Below are 18,485 nucleotides of genomic sequence, written 5' to 3'. Positions count from 1 at the left end.
GTCGGCGGATCTGGTGGAGGGGATCCGGGCGCAGGTCATCGACAAGGACCGGACTCCGCGCTGGTCCCCGGCGACCCTCGCGGAGGTCACCGACGCGGACGTGGCCCGCTACTTCACCCCCCTCGGCGCCGGAGAACTGCGCCTGACCGAGACGGCGTTCCCCCAGGAGGTGCCGTGGTGACCCCCCGTACCGTCGCATGCGTCGGACTCGGCCACATGGGCGGCCCGATGGCCGCCAACCTGGTCAGGGCCGGCTACCGGGTCCTCGGCTTCGACCTCGCGCCGCAGGCGCTCGCCGAAGCCGCGGCGGCCGGAGTGGAGACGGCGCTCTGCGCCGCCGAGGCCGCGGCCCGGGCCGACGTGGTGATCACCATGCTGCCCGCCGGCCGCCACGTCCTCGCCCTCTACCGGGACGAGGGACTGCTGGCGGCGGCCCGTCCCGGCACCCTGTTCGTCGACTGCTCCACCATCGACGTCGCCGACGCCCGGGCCGCCCACGACGCCGCCGCGGCCGCCGGCCACCGCTCGCTCGACGCGCCCGTCTCCGGCGGCGTGACGGGCGCCGCGGCCGCCACGCTCACCTTCATGGCGGGCGGCGGGGCGGCGGACTTCGCCGAGGCCGAGCCGCTGTTCGCGGCCATGGGCAAGAAGGCCGTGCACTGCGGGTCCGCCGGTGCGGGACAGGCCGCGAAGATCTGCAACAACATGATCCTCGGGATCTCGATGATCGCGGTCAGCGAGGCGTTCGTGCTCGCCGACAGCCTGGGGCTGGACCACCAGGCCCTCTTCGACGTGGCATCCACCGCGTCCGGCCAGTGCTGGGCCCTGACCGTCAACTGCCCGGTCCCCGGCCCCGTCCCGGCCAGCCCCGCCAACCGCGACTACCGCCCCGGGTTCGCGGCCCCGCTGATGGCCAAGGACCTCGGACTTGCGGCCAACGCCCTGCGGGCCGGCGGAGTCGACGCCCCGCTGGGACTCAAGGCCGCGGAACTGTACGCCGCGTTCGCCGAAGGCCAGGGCGCCGAGCTGGACTTCTCGGCGATCGTACGGACCATCCGCACACAGAACGGGACGACGCCCTCATGACCTACGAGACGATCCTCGTCGAACGCAAGGGGCGCACCGCGCTCATCACCCTCGACCGGCCGGCGGCGCTCAACGCCCTCAACCTGCTGGTGATGACCGAGGTGCTCGCGGCGGCGGAGGAGCTGGACCGCGATCCGGACGTGGGCTGCATCGTGCTGACCGGGTCGGCCAAGGCCTTCGCGGCCGGAGCCGACATCAAGGAGATGCGACCGCGGAGCTACATGGACATGTACCTCAGCGACTGGTTCACCGCCTGGGACCGGCTGGGCCAGGTCCGCACCCCGACCGTCGCGGCCGTGTCCGGCTACGCCCTGGGCGGCGGCTGCGAGCTGGCCATGCTCTGCGACGTCCTGCTCGCCTCGGACACCGCCGTCTTCGGACAGCCGGAGATCAGACTCGGGGTCATCCCCGGCATCGGCGGCTCACAGCGGCTGACCCGGGCCGTCGGCAAGGCGAAGGCCATGGAAATGTGCCTCACCGGCCGCACGATGAACGCCGAGGAGGCGGAACGCGCAGGGCTGGTCTCCCGGATCGTCCCGGCGGACGAGCTGCTCGCCGAGGCACTCGCGGTCGCGGACACCGTCGCGGGAATGTCCAAGCCGGTGGCGATGATGGCGAAGGAGGCCGTGAACCGGGCCTTCGAGACCACGCTGGCCGAGGGCGTCCGCTTCGAACGCCGCCTGTTCCACGCGGTGTTCGCGACCGCCGACCAGAAGGAAGGCATGTCGGCGTTCGTGGACAAGCGCCCTCCGGAGTTCCTCCACGCCTGACCGGCTACGGGGGTCGGGCGGCCCCGCCGTGCGCGGCGGGCCCGCCCGGGTTCCGAGTGCCGGGCCGGGGTCCGGAGCCCCGTCCGGGTTCCCGGCGTCCGACCCCTTTCGCGATGCTCCCCGCAGGCCTCATGATCCCCGTACGCCTCATCGGTCACGCCGGTCCCCGTGGTCTCTCAGGCTCCGAAGAAAAACAGGTGTCCCCGCAGGCGGGCCTTTCGGGAGGATGTCCGCATGGTGTTGACCGTCGCTGCCCCGTCCCGCCTGTGGACCCGCAACTTCAGTCTCTTCTTCACCGCCCGGACCGTCGCGGTGGTCGGCGACACGATGATCCCGGTCGCCCTCGCGGTGGCGATGCTGTCGCTCGGGTACGGGGTGAGCGGCGTCGGGTACGCGCTCGGGGCCTGGATGGGGGCCTTCGCCCTCTTCGTCGTGTTCGGCGGGGTGTTCGCCGACCGGTTCCACCCCCGGCCGCAGATGATCGGCGCGGACGCGGTGCGCTGCCTCATCCAGCTGTCGCTCGCCGCATCGCTCTGGGCCGGCCGGCCCTCGCTGTGGTTCATCGTGGCCGGGTCGGTGCTCGGGGGCATCGCGACCGCCATGTTCCAGCCCGGCCTGTCCAGCCTGGTCCCCCAGGTCTCGACCGACCCGCAGCGGGCCAACGGGGTGCTGCGCGTCAGCCAGGGCATCGCGACGATGGCCGGACCCGCGATCGCCGGCGTCCTGGTCGCCGCCACCTCGCCCGCCACCGTGTTCGCGGTCGACGCGGCCACCTTCGCCCTCAGCGGGATCTGCCTGCTGGCGCTGCGGCTGCCCCGGTTCCGGCCGGACCGGTCGCAGTCCACCCTGCGCAACCTGCGCACCGGATGGGACGAGTTCCGCTCGCGGACCTGGCTGTGGGGGGTCATCGTCATCTGGTGGGCGCTGGGCGTGTGCGTCTGGGGCCCGGTCACCCCGCTCGGCGCGGCCTCGATCATCGAGGCGCACGGTACGGCGGCCTTCGGCTACGCGGAGAGCGCGTTCGGGGCCGGCTGCGTCCTCGGCGGGCTGATCGCGATGCGCGTGCGCCCCGCCCGCCCGCTCCTCGCCGGCGGGATCGCCATGCTCCTGTTCCCGCTGATGCCGCTCGCGGCCGCCCTGGTTCCCGGGCTGCCGCTGCTGATGCTGGGGTACGGGCTGAGCGGGCTCGGCTGGGCCTTCTGGGGCGTCCAGTGGGCGGTGGCCGTACAGACCACGATCCCCGCCGACCGGCTGGGCCGGGTGACGGCCTACGAGGTCGCCGGGTCGATCCTGGCCGTCCCCTTCGGGCAGGCGCTGGCCGGTCCGGCCAGCGCCCTCTTCGGTGTCCACCGGCTCTTGGTGTTCGGGGCGGTCATCGGCTTCGGCTGCGCCCTCGCGCTGCTGGCCGTACGGCCGATCCGGCGGCTCGCGCCGAAGCCGGCCCGAGTCGGGGCGGGCCCGGGCTGATGCGCGGTGCGGGCGGTCCGGTTCAGGCGGCCTGGCTGCTCGGGGCGACCGGCGCGACCGGCGGCGCGGGCGCCGTCTCGACGACCGTAGCGGCCTCCGCCTCGGGGACGGGCTTCAGATGCCGGCGCGGTGGGGCCGGCTGCAACCGGTCGGGATCGAGCATGTGCTCCTCGTAGCGGCCGAGGGCGAGCATGACGCATAGGAGGAGGGGCGGCACGAGGAGCACGGTGAAGATCACGACGGTCCCTTCGGCAGGGGGTGGCCCCTCGCGCGTGCCCGGGGTGGGGACGGGGATGCGCAGAGGGGGCGTACGTGTCAGCACGGGAGGAGAGTCGGGTGCGGCGTCCGTACGGGTGACGGACGCCGCTTCATTGCACCGGCCGGAGCGTCAGTGGGTGCCCCTGGCCTTCTTCGTCTTGTCGCCGGCCTTCGCGGCCATCGCCTGTCTCATGAGGAGGCCGGTCCTTCCGGGGGAGATTGGTCACGCAAGCTCACCATGCGTCCGGAGCGGCGCCCGTGCAATTCGGACCGAAAAGCGGCGGATCTCCCCCATCTGTGCAGGGGTGCCGGGTACGTGACCACGAGCCCGCCGGGACCCCCGTCAGCCCAGCGTTCCCGTCGCGTACAGGGCGCCCACCGAAGCGGCCAGCGTGCCGAGCAGGAGCCGCAGGGCCCGGTCGGGGAGGCGGGGCGCGAGCCGGGCTCCGAGGTAGCCGCCGACGAGCCCGCCCACGCCGCAGGACAGGCCGAGCAGCCAGTGCGGTGCGATGTCGTCCGAGCCCCCGAGCGAGAGCAGGGCGTACGTGGCCGCGCCCACGACCGAGGTGGCGAAGGTGGCGGCCAGCGCCGCCGGGGCCACCTGCGCGACCGGCACGCCGCGCCCCACGAGGACCGGACCGAGCAGCGAGCCGCCGCCGATGCCGTAGATCCCGCCGATCACCCCCACCGCCAGCGCCAGAGCGGTGACCGTCCGGGGCCGCGGCAGTGAACCGGATCCGGCCGGCCGCCGGGCCGGCCGGAGGGTCCGGACGACGAGCCACACCCCCAACGGCAGCAGGAGCACGGCCACCAGCGCCCGGAAGACGCCGGGTCCGGGCACGGCGAAGACCCGGACGACCGCACCCACGACGACGCCCGGCAGCGTGCCCAGCACCAACTGCCGCACCAGCGGTCCGCGCAGCGCGCCGGTGTGCCGGTACCGCAGCAGCGCGCCCGGGCCGGCGACCACGTTGTAGAGCAGGTTCGTCGGGGTCACCGCGGGGCTGGGCACGGCGAACACGCTCACCTGCACGGGCAGGAGGAACACCGCCCCCGACACCCCGACCGGAGCCGTCACCACGGCGATCAGCAGCCCGGCGGCCAGGCCGCCCAGGACCGTCCCCCACTCCACGGCGCTCGCTCAGCCGCGGTCGACGTGCACGCTGGTGGACTTCACGCGCGCCGTGGCCCGCATGCCGACTTCGAGGCCGAGCTCCTCGACCGCCTCGCGGGTCAGCAGCGACACCACCCGGTGCGGGCCCGCCTGCACCTCGACCTGGGCGGACACGTCGCCGAGCCGGATCCCGGTCACGATGCCGGGGAAGGCGTTGCGGGCGGAGGTGTACGCCGGGTTCTCGTCCTCGGAGCCCTCGCGGGCGGCCTCCACGCAGAACGCCGCCAGGTCGGAGCCGTCCACGATGCGGCGATTGGCCTCGCGCCGCGTGGGGAAGCGGCCGGCGTCCGCCCACCGCCGGGCCGTGTCGACGCTGACGCCCAGCAGGCGTGCCGCCTGGCCGATCGTGTAGGACTCCATGCGCCCCACCCTACTCAGCGGCCCCGCCCGCACGGCCGCCGCCCCGGGGCCGCGCGATGCGCCAACGAGGTGAGCCGGGGCCCGCCCCACCGCACGGAGCGTCGGCGGAATCTGAAAACAGGATAAGCAGGGCGCAGCGGCGGCAGGCGCGGACCGGCGACCGTGCAGCGGGGGGCCTCCGTGGCGCCGAGCCGCCGCTCCGGAGCCGAGGCCGCCCCGCCACACGACCATCTCCCCGTTCCATCTCCCCGTTCCAGCACCCGCTCCGGCACCCCGCTCAGTACCTCGCCCCAGCCGGTACCTCGCCCGTCACCGAGGCGGTGCCCCCGCCCCCGCCGCGTCTCCCGCCGCATACCCCCCGCCGCGTCCGCCCCCTCCGCCGCAACCGCCCCGGTCACCCGTACCTGACGTCGCATCACCGCGAAGGAGCCCGCCCCAGATGCCCGTTGGATCCGTCCTGCTGTCCGCCGTCCTGGCGACCGCGCTGCTGAGCACCCCGTACACGGCGCGGGCCGCCGCCGCGCCCCTCCCGTACGACGGCCAGCCGCGGCACGACGCCGCGCTGTTCGGCATCCGGGGCCCGGACCACGCCGCGGCCCAGGCGTTCACCACCGCCGCCTCCCGGCTGCACCGGGTGAGCCTCTACCTCGCGGGCACCGCCGCGACCGGCCGGGTGACCGTGCAGATCCGCACCGTCCGCGCCCGCCCCGACACCACGATCGCCGCCGGCACGCTCGACCTGGCCGTCCTGGGCGGCGCCGGCGCGGGCTGGGTGGAGTTCCCGGTCGCGGCCGACGTCACGCCGGGCGCCACCTACTACCTGTTCGCGCAGGCCACGATCCCGGCGGGCGGGGAGATCGCCTGGTACGGAACCCGCCGCTCGGTGCCCCGGTCGCTGACCGGCTGGAACTACGACGAGGCACACTGGGGCGGCTGGGAGCCGTACGCCGACGCCCGGCCGGCGTTCCACGTCAACCCCACCGGCGCCGAACGCTGCGGCGAGACCCAGCCCTGTTACGTGCCCTCCGCGGCCCTCGCCGCGCGCACTGCGGGACTGCTCTCCAACGGGACCGCAGCCGAGGCCGTCACCCCGTCGTTCGCGGTGGGCGCGGCGTACGTGGAGGGCAGCAACGTGCTGAGCCTGCCCTCCGGCCGTTGGCGCTACCTGCCGAAGGGCGCCAAGGCCTCCGCGGTCGTTCCGGCGCACGACCCCGGGGCCCTGCGGCAGATCGCCGAGTCCCGTGCCTGGCTCCGGTCCGGGCAGGTGCCCGGACGCACCGCAGCCGAACGCGCGGCGGCCGGCCGGGCCCTCCTGTCGATGCGCGCGCTCCTGCGGCCCAACGGCGCGTTCGCTGCGGCGTGGTCCCCGCACTGGGCGTACTCCTGGCCGCGCGACGCCGCCTTCGCGTCCGCCGCGTTCGCCCACACCGGACACGACGCGGAGGCCTACCGGATCCTCCGCTACAGCGCCCGGACCCAGCGCGCCGACGGGACCTGGGAGGCGCGCACGAAGCTCGACGGCTCCGGCAGCCCGGACTCCAGGACCTGGCAGCTCGACGCGAACGGCTGGGTGCCGTGGGCCGCCTGGCAGTGGTACCGGACGGCGCCCGCGAGCGGCCGCGCCGCACGGCTGGACGCGCTCTACCCGATGCTGCGCAAGGCCGCCGACCGTGCCGCCGCCTCGCTCGACCGCAAGGGCCTGCCGCCGGCCTCCCCGGACTACTGGGAACTGCCGACCCGTACCGCGAACATCGGCACGGCCGCGCCCCTGCTCGCCGGACTCAATGCCTCCGCCGACCTCGCCCGGCAGCGGGGCAAGCCGCGGGACGCGGCCCGCTGGAGCGCCGCCGCCCAGCGCCTCTCCACCGCCATCGCCACCCACTTCGCCCCGCTCGGCTACCAGCGCACCGCCGACGGCCGGCACGGCCGGGACAGCGCCGCGGCTTTCATGGCGCCGCCGTTCAACACCGCCCCCGCGGGCCTCGCGCGCGCCCTGGACTCCACCCAGCGCGCGCTGCGGCTCCCGAACGGCGGGCTGACCCCGGGCAACGACCCGGAGCACGGCTGGGGTCCGTACGCGTGGACCGCCAGCACCTCGTTCTTCGCCCTCGCCTGGGCCGGCACCGGGCAGCCGAAGAAGGCGGACGCCGTCCTCGGCTGGGTGCTGTCCAAGCGCAACGGTCTCGGGGAACTCCCCGAGACCGTGAACGGCGCGGGCCGGCCCGCCGCCGTCGCCCCGCTCGGCTGGACCGGGTCCCTGGTGACCCTCGCCCTGCTCTCCCTGGACGGCACCCCGCTTCCCACGCCGCCCCGGAAGTAGCCCGCCGCTCAGCCCCGCCGGCGCCCGGTCAGGTTGCGGGCCAGCAGCTCGGTCGAACCGGCCACCCCGACGCCGAGGCCGGCCGAGGGGTCCGGCAGCCGCCCGTCGGAGGCCTTCAGCTCGGCCAGCGCCGCCTCCATGGCCCGGTGCGCGGCGAACAGGCAGGGCGTGCTGTAGATGGCGGCGTCGACCCCGAGCCCGGTGAGCTCGGTCAGGGAGAACCGCGGGGACTTCCCGCCGCCGATCTGGTTGAACAGCAGGGGTTTGTCGCCGGCCGCGTCGCGCACCAGCTTCAGCTGCTCGATGCTGCGCACCCCGTCCACGAGGACCATGTCGGTGTCGGTCGCCGCGAGTTCCTTGGTGCGCAGCAGCATCTCCGACTCCTCCACGGCGTCGGTGCGGGCCACCACGAACAGGTCCCGGCGCGCGTCGAGGACGCGGTCCAGCTTGTCGAGGTACTGCCGCAGGGGCAGGATCTGCTTGCCCTCCGCGTGCCCGCAGCGGCGGGGGCGCTGCTGGTCCTCCAGGATCACGCCCGAGGCACCGGCCTGCTCCAGCCGGCGCACGACGTGGCCGGCCACCTCGGGATCGCCGTACCCGTCGTCGATGTCCACCAGCAGGTGGTGCTCGGGGAACGCGGCGCGCAGCCGCTCGGTGAAGGCCACCATGTCCGGCCAGGCGATGAACCCGACGTCCGGCAGGCCGTAGAAGGAGGCCGCGAAACCGAACCCGGAGAGGAAGAAGGCCTCGTAGTGACCGGCGGCCACGGACGCCGAGTACATGTCGTACACCCCGATCAGGGGGGTCGTACCCGGCTCCGCCACGGCTTGCCGCAGCGCACTTCCACGATCGCGGACCACGATGGCTCCTCACCCGAGGGGACCCTGCGGGTCCCGTTGCGGCGATCCTGTCCGGGCGCGGGGGAGCAGGAACGATCCGGCCGGTCCCGCTCGCCGCCCGTTCACCCGTACGGGTCGCAGAGACCGCGTCCCCGGCGGCACAGGGCTCGCCTCTGTCAGGCCCCTCCCGTACGGACGGGGCAGGCACTTCCCGTACGGACGCGCCCCGGTCCCGGCCCGGCCGGGCCCCGGGGGCCCGCCCGCCTCCGCGCGGGCCGGGTTCCGCTGGCGGGGCGCCGGGCCGTGGTGTCCGCTGGAGGGGTGAGCCCTCTTCCCGAGCGCGGCTGGTGGGCCGGGCTCCCGCCCGCGGCGGGAGCCGCCGTCATGGCGACCGGCATCCTCTCCGTGGGCCTGGAACTCGTCGGACACGAGGTGCTGTCCCTGGCCGCGCTCGCCCTCTCCGTGGCCCTGTGGCTGGTGCTCGGCATCGACTTCACCGCCCGGCTGATCGGCGACCGCGGACGGTTCCGGGCCGAGGCCGACACCCCGGCGGGCCTGACCGCCGTCGCCGCCACCACCGTCATCGGAACCCGGATCTCCGGGCTCGGGTGGCAGGGAACCGCGGTCGCGCTGCTCGTGGTGGCCGCCGCGCTGTGGCCCTGGCTCATGCTCCACGTGGTGCGCCACTGGCGGCGGCGGATGCCCGGCGTCGCCTTCCTCGTCTGCGTGGCCACCCAGGGGCTCGCGGTCCTGGCGGCGGTCCTCGCCGCCGCCCTGTCCCTCACCTGGCCGGCCTGGGCGGCCCTGGCCGCCTTCGGACTCGGGCTGCTGCTCTACGCCCGGGCGCTCGTGCACTTCGACCTCCGCGAGGTGGTCGGAGGGGCCGGCGACCACTGGGTGGCGAACGGCGCCCTGTCCATCTCCGCCCTGGCCGGCTCCAAGCTCACGGCGTCACCGGTGTGGACCGGCCCCGCGCACGAGGCCCTGCGCGCCGCCACGCTCGTCACCCTCGCCGTGTCCCTCGTCTGGTACGCGGTCCTCCTCGTCGCCGAGCTGCGCCATCCCCGGACGCGCTACGACATCCGCCGCTGGTCCACCGTCTTCCCGCTCGGGATGACCGCCACCGCCTGCCTCTCCGCCGCCGGACCGGTGGGGATCGGCCCGCTGCGCCCGCTGGGCGAGGTGCTGCTCTGGATCGCCGTGGGCGCCTGGCTGCTGACCCTCGCCGCCATGGTCACCTCCCGCCGGGCGGCCGGGCGGCCGGGCTGAGTTCCGTACGCCTCCACCACCCCAGGACCGCCACCCAGACCAGCAGGGCCACCGCCGCCAGCAGCGCCCACCGGGATCCGTGCCGCAGCATCAGCAGGCCCCCGGACAGTGCCCCGCAGACCAGCGCACCGACCGACACCAGACGGCGTACGGAGGCCGCGCCCCACGGGTCGGCGGCCAGGCCGGTCAGGGTCCGGGTGACGACGGTGGTGGTCAGGTCCGGGACGCCGAGCCGGTGGACGACCGCGTTCTGCACCCCCATCCCGAGAGCCAGCAGCGCGACCACCGCCAGCTGTCCGGCGCCCCCGGCCGTCATCGCGAGCGCGGCCGCCACCAGCAGGGCCTGCACCGCCACCAGCGGCCCGAACGCCCGCTGCGCCGTCCCGCCGGGAAGCAGCCGCCCGGCCGCCCCGGCGCCCGCCACGAAGGCGCCGAGGGCCAGGAGGGTGGCCGGGGCGGACAGTTCCCGGTCCCCGGCGAGCGCGAAGCCGAGGAAGACCACGTTCCCGGTCATGTTCGCGACGAAGGCGTGGTCGAGCCCGAGGTAGCTCACCGCGTCCACCAGCCCGCTCACGAAGGTGAGCACGACGAGCAGCGGCGGCAGCACCCCGTGCGGACCGCCGGGGCCCTCGGGCCCGGGCGGGAAGAGCAGCGCGGCCAGCGGCCGCAGGATGCGGTGGCGGGTGCCTGACGTCATGAAGTCCTCCCGTGCCGTGCGGATCCGCGCCGACCGGTGCCGACCGGTGCCGACCCGTGTGCCGCGCCGACCCCGTGCGCGCGGGTCCGCACCGGTCCGGGCCGCGCAGGTCGCACCCGTCGGGGCCGCCGACGGGCGACGGCGACGGCGACGCCCCCCTGCATGGTGCTGGCCGCGGACCCCGCGTCCCGCGCGACCCGCCGCTCCGCCGGTGCGGGCCTCGCTCGCGCACTGGGCCCCGTACCGGACGTACGACCTGATCACCTGCGTCCACGGCCCGCCCCTCGACCCCGGTTCCCCGCGCCGGGCCGAACCGCACCGGGCCGCCCGGCGTCGCCTCCCACCGCGCGCCGGCTCCTGTGGCGGACGCGGCGTCCGCTCAGTAGGGTCCCGGCATGGCATACACGTTCCAGGTGACCATCGACTCCGACTCCCCGCACGACCTCGCCGACTGGTGGGCCGACGCGCTCGGGTGGGAGGTGGAACCCAGCGACGGGGCGTTCATCCGGGGGCTGATCGCCGCGGGCCACGCGACCGACGACGACACCACGACCCACCACGGCGAGCTCGTGTGGAAGGCGGGCGCCGCCATCCGCCACCCGGAGGGACTGGAACGCGCGCCGCGGGTCCTCTTCCAGTTCGTGCCCGAGCCGAAGACGGTCAAGAACCGTGTGCACCTCGACGTCCGCACCGGGCCGGACGAGGACCACAAGAGCGTCGTCGAGCGGCTCCTCGCCAAGGGGGCCACCTTCCTGCACGACGGCCACCAGGGCCCCAGCGTCTGGACCACGATCGCCGATCCGCAGGGCAACGAGATCTGCATCTCGAACTGACCGGGCATCAGGCCCGCCCTCGCGCACCCGCCGTCACGCCCCTCCGCGCGGCCGGGCGCCCCGCCCGCACCACCTCCGCAGCAGGGGAGTCCCCGATGAGCACGCCCGGTCCCGCAGCCCCGCCGGTGTTCCTCGCGCCGCCGGTCCTGGCCGCCGGCGACGCGCCGACCGGCGTCGTGTGGGCGCTCGGCGACTGCGCCCGCGACCTCGACGCGAACCTGGTCCGGTTCGGCCCCGGCGCCGGCATCGGCGACCACACCGACACGGTGCTCGGCGTCCTGCTCGTCGTCGTCTCCGGTACGGGAGAACTCCGCACCCCGGACGCCGTCCTGGAGCTCGTCCCCGGATCCGTCGCCTGGCTCCCGGCCGGGACCGTCCGCTCCGTGCGGGCCGGCGCCGAGGGGCTGGCCTACGCCACCGCGCACCGCCGCCGCCCGCCCCCCGCCGTCCGCGCGGCCGACCAGGACGGCGGCGCGGGAGAGACGGCGTGCCTCCTGGACCGGGTCTGCGCGGAGTGCGGCCGCCTGGCCGCCGAACGGGACGCCCGCTTCTGCACCAGGTGCGGCACCCGGCTGTCGCGCTGAGCACCCGTACCGAGAGCCCAGTACCGAGCGTCCCGTACCAAGAGCCCCGTACCGAGCGCCGGACACCAACCGCCCGGCCACGGGCTCGGCCCCGTCGTAATCGAGTACCGGGCAGCCCCTCCCGCACGTGAGAATGGACCATCTCAATCCGGGAGGACCCCAATGAGCCAGGACCACCTGACTCTGCACGACCTGATGCCCGCGCAGGAGCTCGCCGCCTCGATCGACGCCGGGTACGTGACCCGCAAGGCGCACCCCGAACTGCCGCTGTCCATCTACACGTACACGCGGACGGCCCAGTACGAGCGCGTCTGGAACCAGGTCACCACCCGCTGCCGCGGACTCGTCGCCGACGACGCCACCGGTGCGATCGTCGCGCTGCCGCTGCCGAAGTTCTTCAACGTCGGCGAACACGAGTCGGGGCAGCCGTACGCACCCTCCCTGCCCGACGAGCCGTTCGAGGTCTACGACAAGGTCGACGGCAGCCTCGCGGTCGTCTTCCACTACGCGGGCCGCTGGCGTGCCGCCTCCAAGGGGTCCTTCACCAGCACCCAGGCCACCTGGGCGCAGCGCCATCTCGACGCGCGGGACACCACGGCGCTCGTGCCGGGGACGACCTACCTCGCGGAGGTCCTCCACCCGCAGAACCGCATCGTCGTCGACTACGGCGACCGCCGGGACCTCGTCCTGCTCGCCGCCTTCACGACGGACGGCGCCGAGGTGCCGCTCGCCGAGGCCGCGCCCCGCTGGGAGGGGATCGGGTCCGTCGTCACCGTGTGGCCCGCGATGCCCCTGGACGAGCTGATCGCGCTCGCCGACTCCAACACCCTGCCCGGCGGCGCCCCCGCGACCGGCACCCAGGCCGAGGGCTTCGTGCTGCGCTTCGCCTCGGGCGTCCGGGCGAAGGCCAAGCTGTCGGAGTACGTACGCCTGCACAAGGTGCTCACCGGCGTCACCGAGCGGGACATCTGGCGGTCCCACGGCGTCCAGCGGTTCGCCGGCCTGCCCGCCAAGCAGCTCGCCCAGGGCCTGAACTGCCGGGTCGAGGACGTCGAGGCGGCCGAGGGCAAGCCGCTCGACGCGTTGCTGGAGCAGGTGCCCGACGAGTTCGACCACTGGGTCCGCGAGGTCGTCGCCCGCCTGGAGGCCGAGGCCGCGCTTCGCGAGCGTGCGGTCGACGAGGCGTTCGCGGGACTCGCGCACCTGGCCGCCGACCGGGGCGCCTTCGCCCGCGCCGCCAGGGAGCTGCCCGACGGCGGGATCCGCGCGGCGATGTTCCTGCGCCTGGACGGCAGGTCCACCGACCTCGTCGTCTGGCGCTTCGTCCGGCCCGAGACCGCCGCCCCCTTCACGAACGACGAGGAGAACTGACCCGTGTCCCAGGAGACACCCGAGCCCGCGGCCGAAGCCGAGGCCGAAGTTGAAGCCGAGGCCCAGGCCGCGCCCGGGACCGCCGCCGCGGCCGAGGCGCTCGCCGCCGCCGAGGAGGCCCCGCTGCCCGTCGTGCACGTCATGACGGGCCTGCCGGCCTCGGGCAAGACGACGGCCGCGCGCGCCCTGCAGGCCGAGGCCGGCGGGCGCATGCGCCGCGTCAACCTCGACGACCTGCGGAGCATGCTCGACCTGCCGGACCCCGAGCGGGGCCGCAGCTTCGCGCACGAACAGACGGTGCTGGCCGTCCAGGACGCGGCGCTCCGCGCGGCCGTCGACGGCGGCTTCGACGTGGTCGTCGACAACACCCACCTGACCAAGCACATCCCCAAGCGGCTCAAGGCCGCCGTCGGCGGTCTGGCGACCTTCGTCGTGCACGACTTCACCGACGTCCCCCTGGAGGAGTGCCTGCGCCGGGACGCGGCCCGGGAGCGCCCGGTCGGCGAGGAGATCATCCGGATCCTGGCCGAGAAGCACCGACAGGTCCGCAAGGGCGGCTGGCGGCTGACGGCGGAGTGGATGAACGGCGGCTCCGGCGCGGCCGTGCCGCCCGTGACGGAGTACGTCCCCGATCCGGCCCTGCCGTCCGCGGTGATGTGCGACATCGACGGGACGCTCGCGCTGACCGGCGACCGCGGCCCGTACGACTTCTCGCGCTGTGAGCTCGACCTGCTCAACGAGTCGGTCAAGCACGCCCTGGACGCCTTCCGGCGAGCCGACGGGGACACCATCGTGCTGCTGTCGGGACGCAGCGAGGAGCACCGGCCGCAGACCGAGTCCTGGCTGCGCCGGCACGAGGTGCCGTACGACGAACTGTGGATGCGGGCGGCCGGCGACGGGCGCCGCGACGACGTGGTGAAGGCGGAGCTCTTCGACGCGCACGTGCGCCACCGGTACGCGGTGCGGGTGTCCCTCGACGACCGGGACCGGGTGGTCGCGGTCTGGCGCCGGATGGGCCTGCCCACCTGGCAGGTCAACTACGGGGACTTCTAGTCGCCGTGGCCCGCGTACTGATCGTGGACGGAGCGAACGTCGTCGGCTCGGTTCCGGACGGCTGGTGGCGCGACCGCCGGGGCGCCGCGGAGCGGCTGCGCGACCGGCTCGCCGGGTGGGAGGGCGATGAGGAGGTCGTCCTCGTCGTCGAAGGAGCGGCCCGCGGCGTCGAGTCCGTACCGGGCGTGCGCGTGGAATCGGCGTCCGGCAGCGGCGACGACCTGATCGTGGAGCTCGCCGCGGCCTGCGCGGAGCGCGGCTGCACCGTGGTGACCGCCGACCGTGAACTGCGCGAGCGGGTCCGGGCATACGGGGCCGCGTGCGTGGGCCCGCGCGCCGTGCGCCCGGCGCCCTGAGCGGGCACCGGGCGCACGGGGACTTCGGCGGGGAGCCGGTCAGCGGCAGAACCGCACCGGGGAGAGGTTCTTGACCCAGCGGGCGGAGACCCAGCGGTCGCCGTCGCCGGCCCTGACGTCGTCACGGCTGTCCTGGCGGCTGTCCTGACGTCCGTCCTGGCGGCCGTCCTGGCGCCCGTCCTCGCGGTCGTCCATGCCGCCGTTGCCGTTCTCCACGTCACCGTTGCGGCCGTCCAGGCGGTACCAGAGGCGGTTCCCGTCGACGGACTCGCCGTACTTCTTGCACTCGATCTCGACCTTGCGGTTCGGGTACACCTGGCCGACGATCCGCGAGCGGGTGGACGGCTTGCTGCGGACCTTCAGCGGGCCCTTCGAGACGACCCGGCCGACGGCGTCGCCGTCCCGGACCACGGAGGCCTGCGACGGCGCCCCGGCCATCGGGTTCTCGTCCGCGATGGCGGCGCCCGTCCCGACCAGGCCGAGAACCAGGCTTCCGGCGGCGAGAGCGAGGATGGTCCTGGTGGGCTTCAGCATGAGCCGGCTCCTCTACGAAGACGTGCACCCGGCCGCGACGTGCGGCGCGGGACGGCAACCAGGCGGTTGCCAGGGTCGACTATGACGACGCCGGGCCCCGCAGCTCCGCTGACTCACCGTCGTTTAGCCCGAAATGCCCAATCCGTCCCTCTTGGGCGGTTCGCGGACCCGCCGTGCCCCGGAGGGGGCGCGCTCGTACTCAGACGGCTGGGTCCGCGTACTCAGGATGAGCCGCCCCCGCGCTCGCTACGGTGAGATCCACACGGGGGCGGACGAAGGTCCGACGAGGGTTCAGGGGGCGGTCATGCGGCGTGCGCGCGCGTTGGCGGGGGCACTGGGCGGAACACTGGCGGGGGCGCTGGCCCTCGCGGGCTGCGGAGCCGGCGGCGACACCGCCGCGAAACCGGGGCCGACGGCCACCGCGTCCGGCCCGGTGACGGGCGGACCCGCCGGCACGCCGACCACCGCACCCGGCGGGACCCCGGCACCCTCCGGTTCCACGCCCCCGGGCACGCTGCCGACGGCGTACACCTTCACGCCCGACCCCGCCCGCGTCCCGCGGACCGCGCAGGAGGCGCGCCGCCTGACCCGCGCCGCCGCGCTCGACCCGGACTCCTGGTCGGCGGGCATGGTGGCACACGATCCGTACGAGAGCGGCGGCAGTTGGCCCGTCCTGTCGGCCGACTGCGCCTGGTCGCGCGGCGCCCTTCCGGCCGACGTGCTGGACAGCTACACGCGGAGGATCGACATGCCGGCCAAGGACGGCAAGGGGCGGCTGCTCGGCTCCGTCACGCTCACCGTGCACCGGGACGCGGCCGCGGCCGACCGCGACATGAGCGACACCGTGCAGCAGAGCTTCCGCTGCCCCGACCAGGACCTCGGCGGCGGCCAGTTCCTCCGCGGACTGATGTCGATGCACCAGCCGAAGGAGTCGGTGCTCAACGCCGACGCCTCGATGTTCGAGTCGGGCGCGTACACGTCCGCCGAATCGGGCGGCCCGCAGTCCTACGTATGGGTCAAGTCCCGCATCGGTACGGTGGTGATGGCGCTGTCCGTCAAGGGAGCCCGGGGCCATCAGGTCCGGGACCTGCTGCCGGTGGCCGCCGAGGGCGGCGCCAAAGCCCTGTACCGCGTCGAGCTGGAGCTGAAGTGACCCCCCGCGCCCCCTCCGGCGGGAGCGCCCGCTGATGCAGCCGCTGCACCCCACCGACCCCGCACGGGTCGGCGGATACCGCACGCTCGGGCGGCTCGGATCCGGCGGTATGGGAGTGGTCCTGCTCGGCCGCTCGGCCGGCGGTGCGCTCGCCGCCGTCAAACTGGTCCGGGCCGAGTACGCCGACGACCCCGCCTTCCGGGTCCGCTTCCGGCGGGAGGTGGCGGTCGCCCGCAAGGTCCGCAGCCGCTGGGCCGTCCCGGTCGTGGACGCCGACACCGAGGCCCCCGCGCCGTGGCTCGCCACGGAGTTCGTCCCCGGGCCCGCGCTGAGCGACGCCGTCGCCCGCTCCGGCGGGCTCCCGCCGGACAGCGTCCGCTTCCTCGGAGCCCGGCTGGCGGAAGCCCTCGGCGCCGTCCACGCGGCCGGGCTCGTCCACCGCGACGTGAAGCCCGCCAACGTGCTGCTCGCCACCGACGGGCCCCGCCTGATCGACTTCGGCATCGCGCGGGCCCTGGACGACACCGTGCTCACCGCCACCGACGTCGTGATCGGCTCGCCCGGCTTCCTCTCCCCGGAACAGGCCCAGGGCGGGCACGTCGGACCGCCGAGCGACGTCTTCTCCCTCGGGTGCGTGCTGGCGTACGCGGCCACCGGGCGGCGGCCGTTCGGATCCGGCCCCGTGGAGGCGATGCTGTTCCGCACGGTCCACGACACGGCCGACACCACGGGCATCCCGCACGGACTGCTGGACGTGGTCGCGGCCTGCCTCGCCAAGGCGCCGGGCGACCGTCCCACGGCCGCCGGGCTGCGGGACGCGCTCGTCCGGGACGCCGAAGGCCCCTGGCTGCCCGCTCCGCTGCTCCAGCTGATCGCCGAACGCTCCGCCCGGATGCTGCAGTTGCCGGACATCGAGCCGACCCGGGCGACGGCGCCGACCGCCCCCGCTCCCGTCGACGCCCCGCCCGCACCGTTGGCCGCGCCCCCGCGCCCCCGCCGCCGGATCCTGCTCGGCGCGGCCGCCGTGACCCTGCTCGGCGGCGGCGGGGGCACGGCTGCCTGGCTGCTGGGGGACCGGACCGCTCCGGACGGCAAGGGCTCCGGCCCCGACGGCAACGGCTCCGGCCCCGACCGCAAGGGCGCAGCACCCCGACCCGCCCTCGCCATCGGCCTCCAGGCCGACCTGACCGGTCCCGGCCGGGCAGCGGGCCAGGCCCAGCGGGACGGAGCGCTGCTGGCCGTGGAACAGCTGTCCGCCCGCGACGACCTGCCGTTCTCCTTCCGGCTGGTCGAGGCCGACGACCAGGGCGCTCCCGGACCCGCGGCCGCGGCGGCCGCCGCCCTGGCCGCCGACCCCTCCGTCGTGGCCGTACTCGCCGCGACCGCGGGACCCGCCGTCGGCGCGGCCCTCACCCCCTACGACAAGGCGGGACTCCCCGTCCTGACCGTCACGGACGGCGACACCACCCACCTCAGCCGCGTCTACACCTGCCTGCGCCCCAACGACGCCTACCAGATGCGGCCCGTCGCCGAATACCTCACCGGCCGGGACCGCGGCACCACCCTGCTCGTGGACGACGGCACGACGTACGGCTGGCAGACCACCCGCTTCCTCAGCGAGGCGCTGCGCGCGGGCAAGAGCCCCGTGACCCCGGCGACCGTCGCGGCGGACGCCGACCACACGGCGGTCGCCCGGGACGCCGTGCACGCCGTCGCGGGCGCGGTCCTCTACGGCGGCGGCCCGTCCGGCGCGGCCCGTCTCGCCCGGGCGCTCACCGCGGCCGGCTACCGGGGGCGGACCGTCGCCACCCAGGCCGTCCACGACCTCCGCTTCCTCCAGGAGGCGGGGGAGAGTGCCGAGGGCTGGCTGCTGGTCTCGACCGCGGTGGACCCGTCGTCGGCCGCCGCCCCGGCCCCGGCCCGCGCCTTCGACACCGCCTTCCGCGCCCGTCACGGCCGGCCGGCGCCGCTCCACGCGGCCGAGGCGTACGACGCCGTCCACCTGCTCGCCCGCTGCGCGCAGGACCTGAACCGCGCCCAGGTCGGCCGCGGCGACCTCGTGCCCACCCTGCGCGCGACGACGTACGAGGGCGTCTCCAAGCGCTACGCCTTCGAGCAGGCCAACGGCACCTACACGGGCGACGGCCTGTTCTGCTACGAGGTCGCCTCGGCCCGCTTCCGCCTCCTCGGCACCCGCTCCACCGCCTGGCCGGCCTGAACCGGCCCCCGCCGGCCCGGCCCCTCCGCGCCGGGGCGTACGGAGGCGGGGGGGGGGGGGGCCCCCCCCGCGGCCCGCCGCGCCGGGGCGGCCCCGGGGGGGGGGGGCCGGCCGCGCCGGGGCCGGGGGCGGGGCCCCGGCGG

The 18,485-nt window shown here is 75.4% G+C and carries 19 protein-coding genes; 13 read left to right on the top strand and 6 right to left on the bottom strand.

Annotated elements, in window-relative coordinates:
* The 4 genes from ACZ6S8_RS33370 to ACZ6S8_RS33355 all read left to right on the top strand — a co-directional run.
* Positions 1–181: enoyl-CoA hydratase/isomerase family protein (locus ACZ6S8_RS33370; RefSeq protein WP_469461332.1), on the top strand; the 181-nt coding region annotated here is incomplete at its 5' end.
* On the top strand, positions 175–1,086 hold the full coding sequence (gene mmsB / locus ACZ6S8_RS33365) for a 3-hydroxyisobutyrate dehydrogenase (protein ID WP_469461331.1): 912 nt from the start codon (positions 175–177) through the stop codon (positions 1,084–1,086). The genes ACZ6S8_RS33370 and mmsB, both read left to right, overlap by 7 nt.
* Positions 1,083–1,856, top strand: coding sequence for an enoyl-CoA hydratase (locus tag ACZ6S8_RS33360; protein ID WP_469461330.1), 774 nt, complete (start codon positions 1,083–1,085; stop codon positions 1,854–1,856). The genes mmsB and ACZ6S8_RS33360 overlap by 4 nt, the downstream gene beginning before the upstream one ends.
* A gap of 234 nt (positions 1,857–2,090) precedes the next feature.
* A complete protein-coding gene (locus ACZ6S8_RS33355; RefSeq protein ID WP_469461327.1) occupies positions 2,091–3,323 on the top strand; it encodes an MFS transporter in 1,233 nt (410 codons plus the stop codon).
* Between the two features lie 22 nt (positions 3,324–3,345).
* Here ACZ6S8_RS33355 and ACZ6S8_RS33350 read toward each other — a convergent pair whose 3' ends face one another.
* From ACZ6S8_RS33350 to ACZ6S8_RS33340, 3 genes are all read right to left on the bottom strand, one after another.
* Complete coding sequence (locus ACZ6S8_RS33350; protein WP_469461324.1) at positions 3,346–3,561, bottom strand: hypothetical protein; 216 nt, start codon at positions 3,559–3,561, stop codon at positions 3,346–3,348.
* Positions 3,562–3,924: 363 nt separating this feature from the next.
* Positions 3,925–4,713 (bottom strand): sulfite exporter TauE/SafE family protein, encoded by a 789-nt coding sequence (locus tag ACZ6S8_RS33345; protein ID WP_469461323.1) that lies wholly within the window; start codon positions 4,711–4,713, stop codon positions 3,925–3,927.
* 9 nt (positions 4,714–4,722) lie between these two features.
* On the bottom strand, positions 4,723–5,115 hold the full coding sequence (locus tag ACZ6S8_RS33340; RefSeq protein WP_469461321.1) for a TOBE domain-containing protein: 393 nt from the start codon (positions 5,113–5,115) through the stop codon (positions 4,723–4,725).
* Positions 5,116–5,554: 439 nt separating this feature from the next.
* Between ACZ6S8_RS33340 and ACZ6S8_RS33335 the strand changes: the two genes are divergently transcribed.
* Positions 5,555–7,435, top strand: a complete 1,881-nt coding sequence (locus tag ACZ6S8_RS33335) for a choice-of-anchor R domain-containing protein (RefSeq protein ID WP_469461319.1) — start codon at positions 5,555–5,557, stop codon at positions 7,433–7,435.
* A gap of 8 nt (positions 7,436–7,443) precedes the next feature.
* Here the strand turns inward: ACZ6S8_RS33335 and ACZ6S8_RS33330 are convergent, their stop codons facing one another.
* Positions 7,444–8,295 (bottom strand): isocitrate lyase/PEP mutase family protein, encoded by an 852-nt coding sequence (locus ACZ6S8_RS33330; RefSeq protein ID WP_469461317.1) that lies wholly within the window; start codon positions 8,293–8,295, stop codon positions 7,444–7,446.
* 300 nt (positions 8,296–8,595) lie between these two features.
* On the opposite strand from ACZ6S8_RS33330, the gene ACZ6S8_RS33325 reads away from it, so the two are divergent.
* Positions 8,596–9,543 carry a tellurite resistance/C4-dicarboxylate transporter family protein gene (locus ACZ6S8_RS33325; RefSeq protein WP_469461315.1) on the top strand — a complete coding sequence of 316 codons (948 nt, stop codon included), beginning with the start codon at positions 8,596–8,598 and terminating at the stop codon, positions 9,541–9,543.
* On the opposite strand, the gene ACZ6S8_RS33320 is transcribed toward ACZ6S8_RS33325, so the two are convergent.
* Entirely contained in the window at positions 9,509–10,240 is a 732-nt protein-coding gene (locus tag ACZ6S8_RS33320; protein ID WP_469461313.1) for a YoaK family protein, read from the bottom strand. The genes ACZ6S8_RS33325 and ACZ6S8_RS33320 overlap by 35 nt on opposite strands.
* 395 nt (positions 10,241–10,635) lie before the next feature.
* Between ACZ6S8_RS33320 and ACZ6S8_RS33315 the strand changes: the two genes are divergently transcribed.
* The 5 genes from ACZ6S8_RS33315 (at position 10,636) to ACZ6S8_RS33295 (ending at position 14,437) form a co-directional block, all read left to right on the top strand.
* A complete protein-coding gene (locus ACZ6S8_RS33315; RefSeq protein ID WP_469461311.1) occupies positions 10,636–11,073 on the top strand; it encodes a VOC family protein in 438 nt (145 codons plus the stop codon).
* 95 nt (positions 11,074–11,168) lie between these two features.
* Complete coding sequence (locus ACZ6S8_RS33310; protein ID WP_469461309.1) at positions 11,169–11,657, top strand: hypothetical protein; 489 nt, start codon at positions 11,169–11,171, stop codon at positions 11,655–11,657.
* A 162-nt stretch (positions 11,658–11,819) separates the two neighbouring features.
* Positions 11,820–13,028: an RNA ligase gene (locus ACZ6S8_RS33305; protein ID WP_469461307.1), complete on the top strand. Its 1,209-nt coding sequence runs from the start codon at positions 11,820–11,822 to the stop codon at positions 13,026–13,028.
* Between the two features lie 3 nt (positions 13,029–13,031).
* Positions 13,032–14,081, top strand: coding sequence for a phosphatase domain-containing protein (locus ACZ6S8_RS33300; RefSeq protein ID WP_469461305.1), 1,050 nt, complete (start codon positions 13,032–13,034; stop codon positions 14,079–14,081).
* Positions 14,082–14,086: 5 nt separating this feature from the next.
* A complete protein-coding gene (locus ACZ6S8_RS33295) occupies positions 14,087–14,437 on the top strand; it encodes an NYN domain-containing protein (protein ID WP_469461304.1) in 351 nt (116 codons plus the stop codon).
* Positions 14,438–14,476: 39 nt separating this feature from the next.
* Here ACZ6S8_RS33295 and ACZ6S8_RS33290 read toward each other — a convergent pair whose 3' ends face one another.
* Positions 14,477–14,971 (bottom strand): SH3 domain-containing protein, encoded by a 495-nt coding sequence (locus ACZ6S8_RS33290; RefSeq protein WP_469461302.1) that lies wholly within the window; start codon positions 14,969–14,971, stop codon positions 14,477–14,479.
* 304 nt (positions 14,972–15,275) lie between these two features.
* Between ACZ6S8_RS33290 and ACZ6S8_RS33285 the strand changes: the two genes are divergently transcribed.
* Both ACZ6S8_RS33285 and ACZ6S8_RS33280 read left to right on the top strand, forming a co-directional pair.
* Positions 15,276–16,124 carry a hypothetical protein gene (locus tag ACZ6S8_RS33285; RefSeq protein ID WP_469461301.1) on the top strand — a complete coding sequence of 283 codons (849 nt, stop codon included), beginning with the start codon at positions 15,276–15,278 and terminating at the stop codon, positions 16,122–16,124.
* A gap of 34 nt (positions 16,125–16,158) precedes the next feature.
* Positions 16,159–18,342, top strand: coding sequence for a bifunctional serine/threonine-protein kinase/ABC transporter substrate-binding protein (locus ACZ6S8_RS33280; protein ID WP_469461299.1), 2,184 nt, complete (start codon positions 16,159–16,161; stop codon positions 18,340–18,342).
* The last annotated feature ends 143 nt before the right edge of the window (positions 18,343–18,485 follow it).

The sequence above is a fragment of the Streptomyces sp. NPDC048461 genome, from assembly GCF_055587105.1.
The sequence above is the reverse complement of the archived record's forward strand: the minus strand, read 5'-3'. Positions and strand labels throughout refer to the sequence as shown.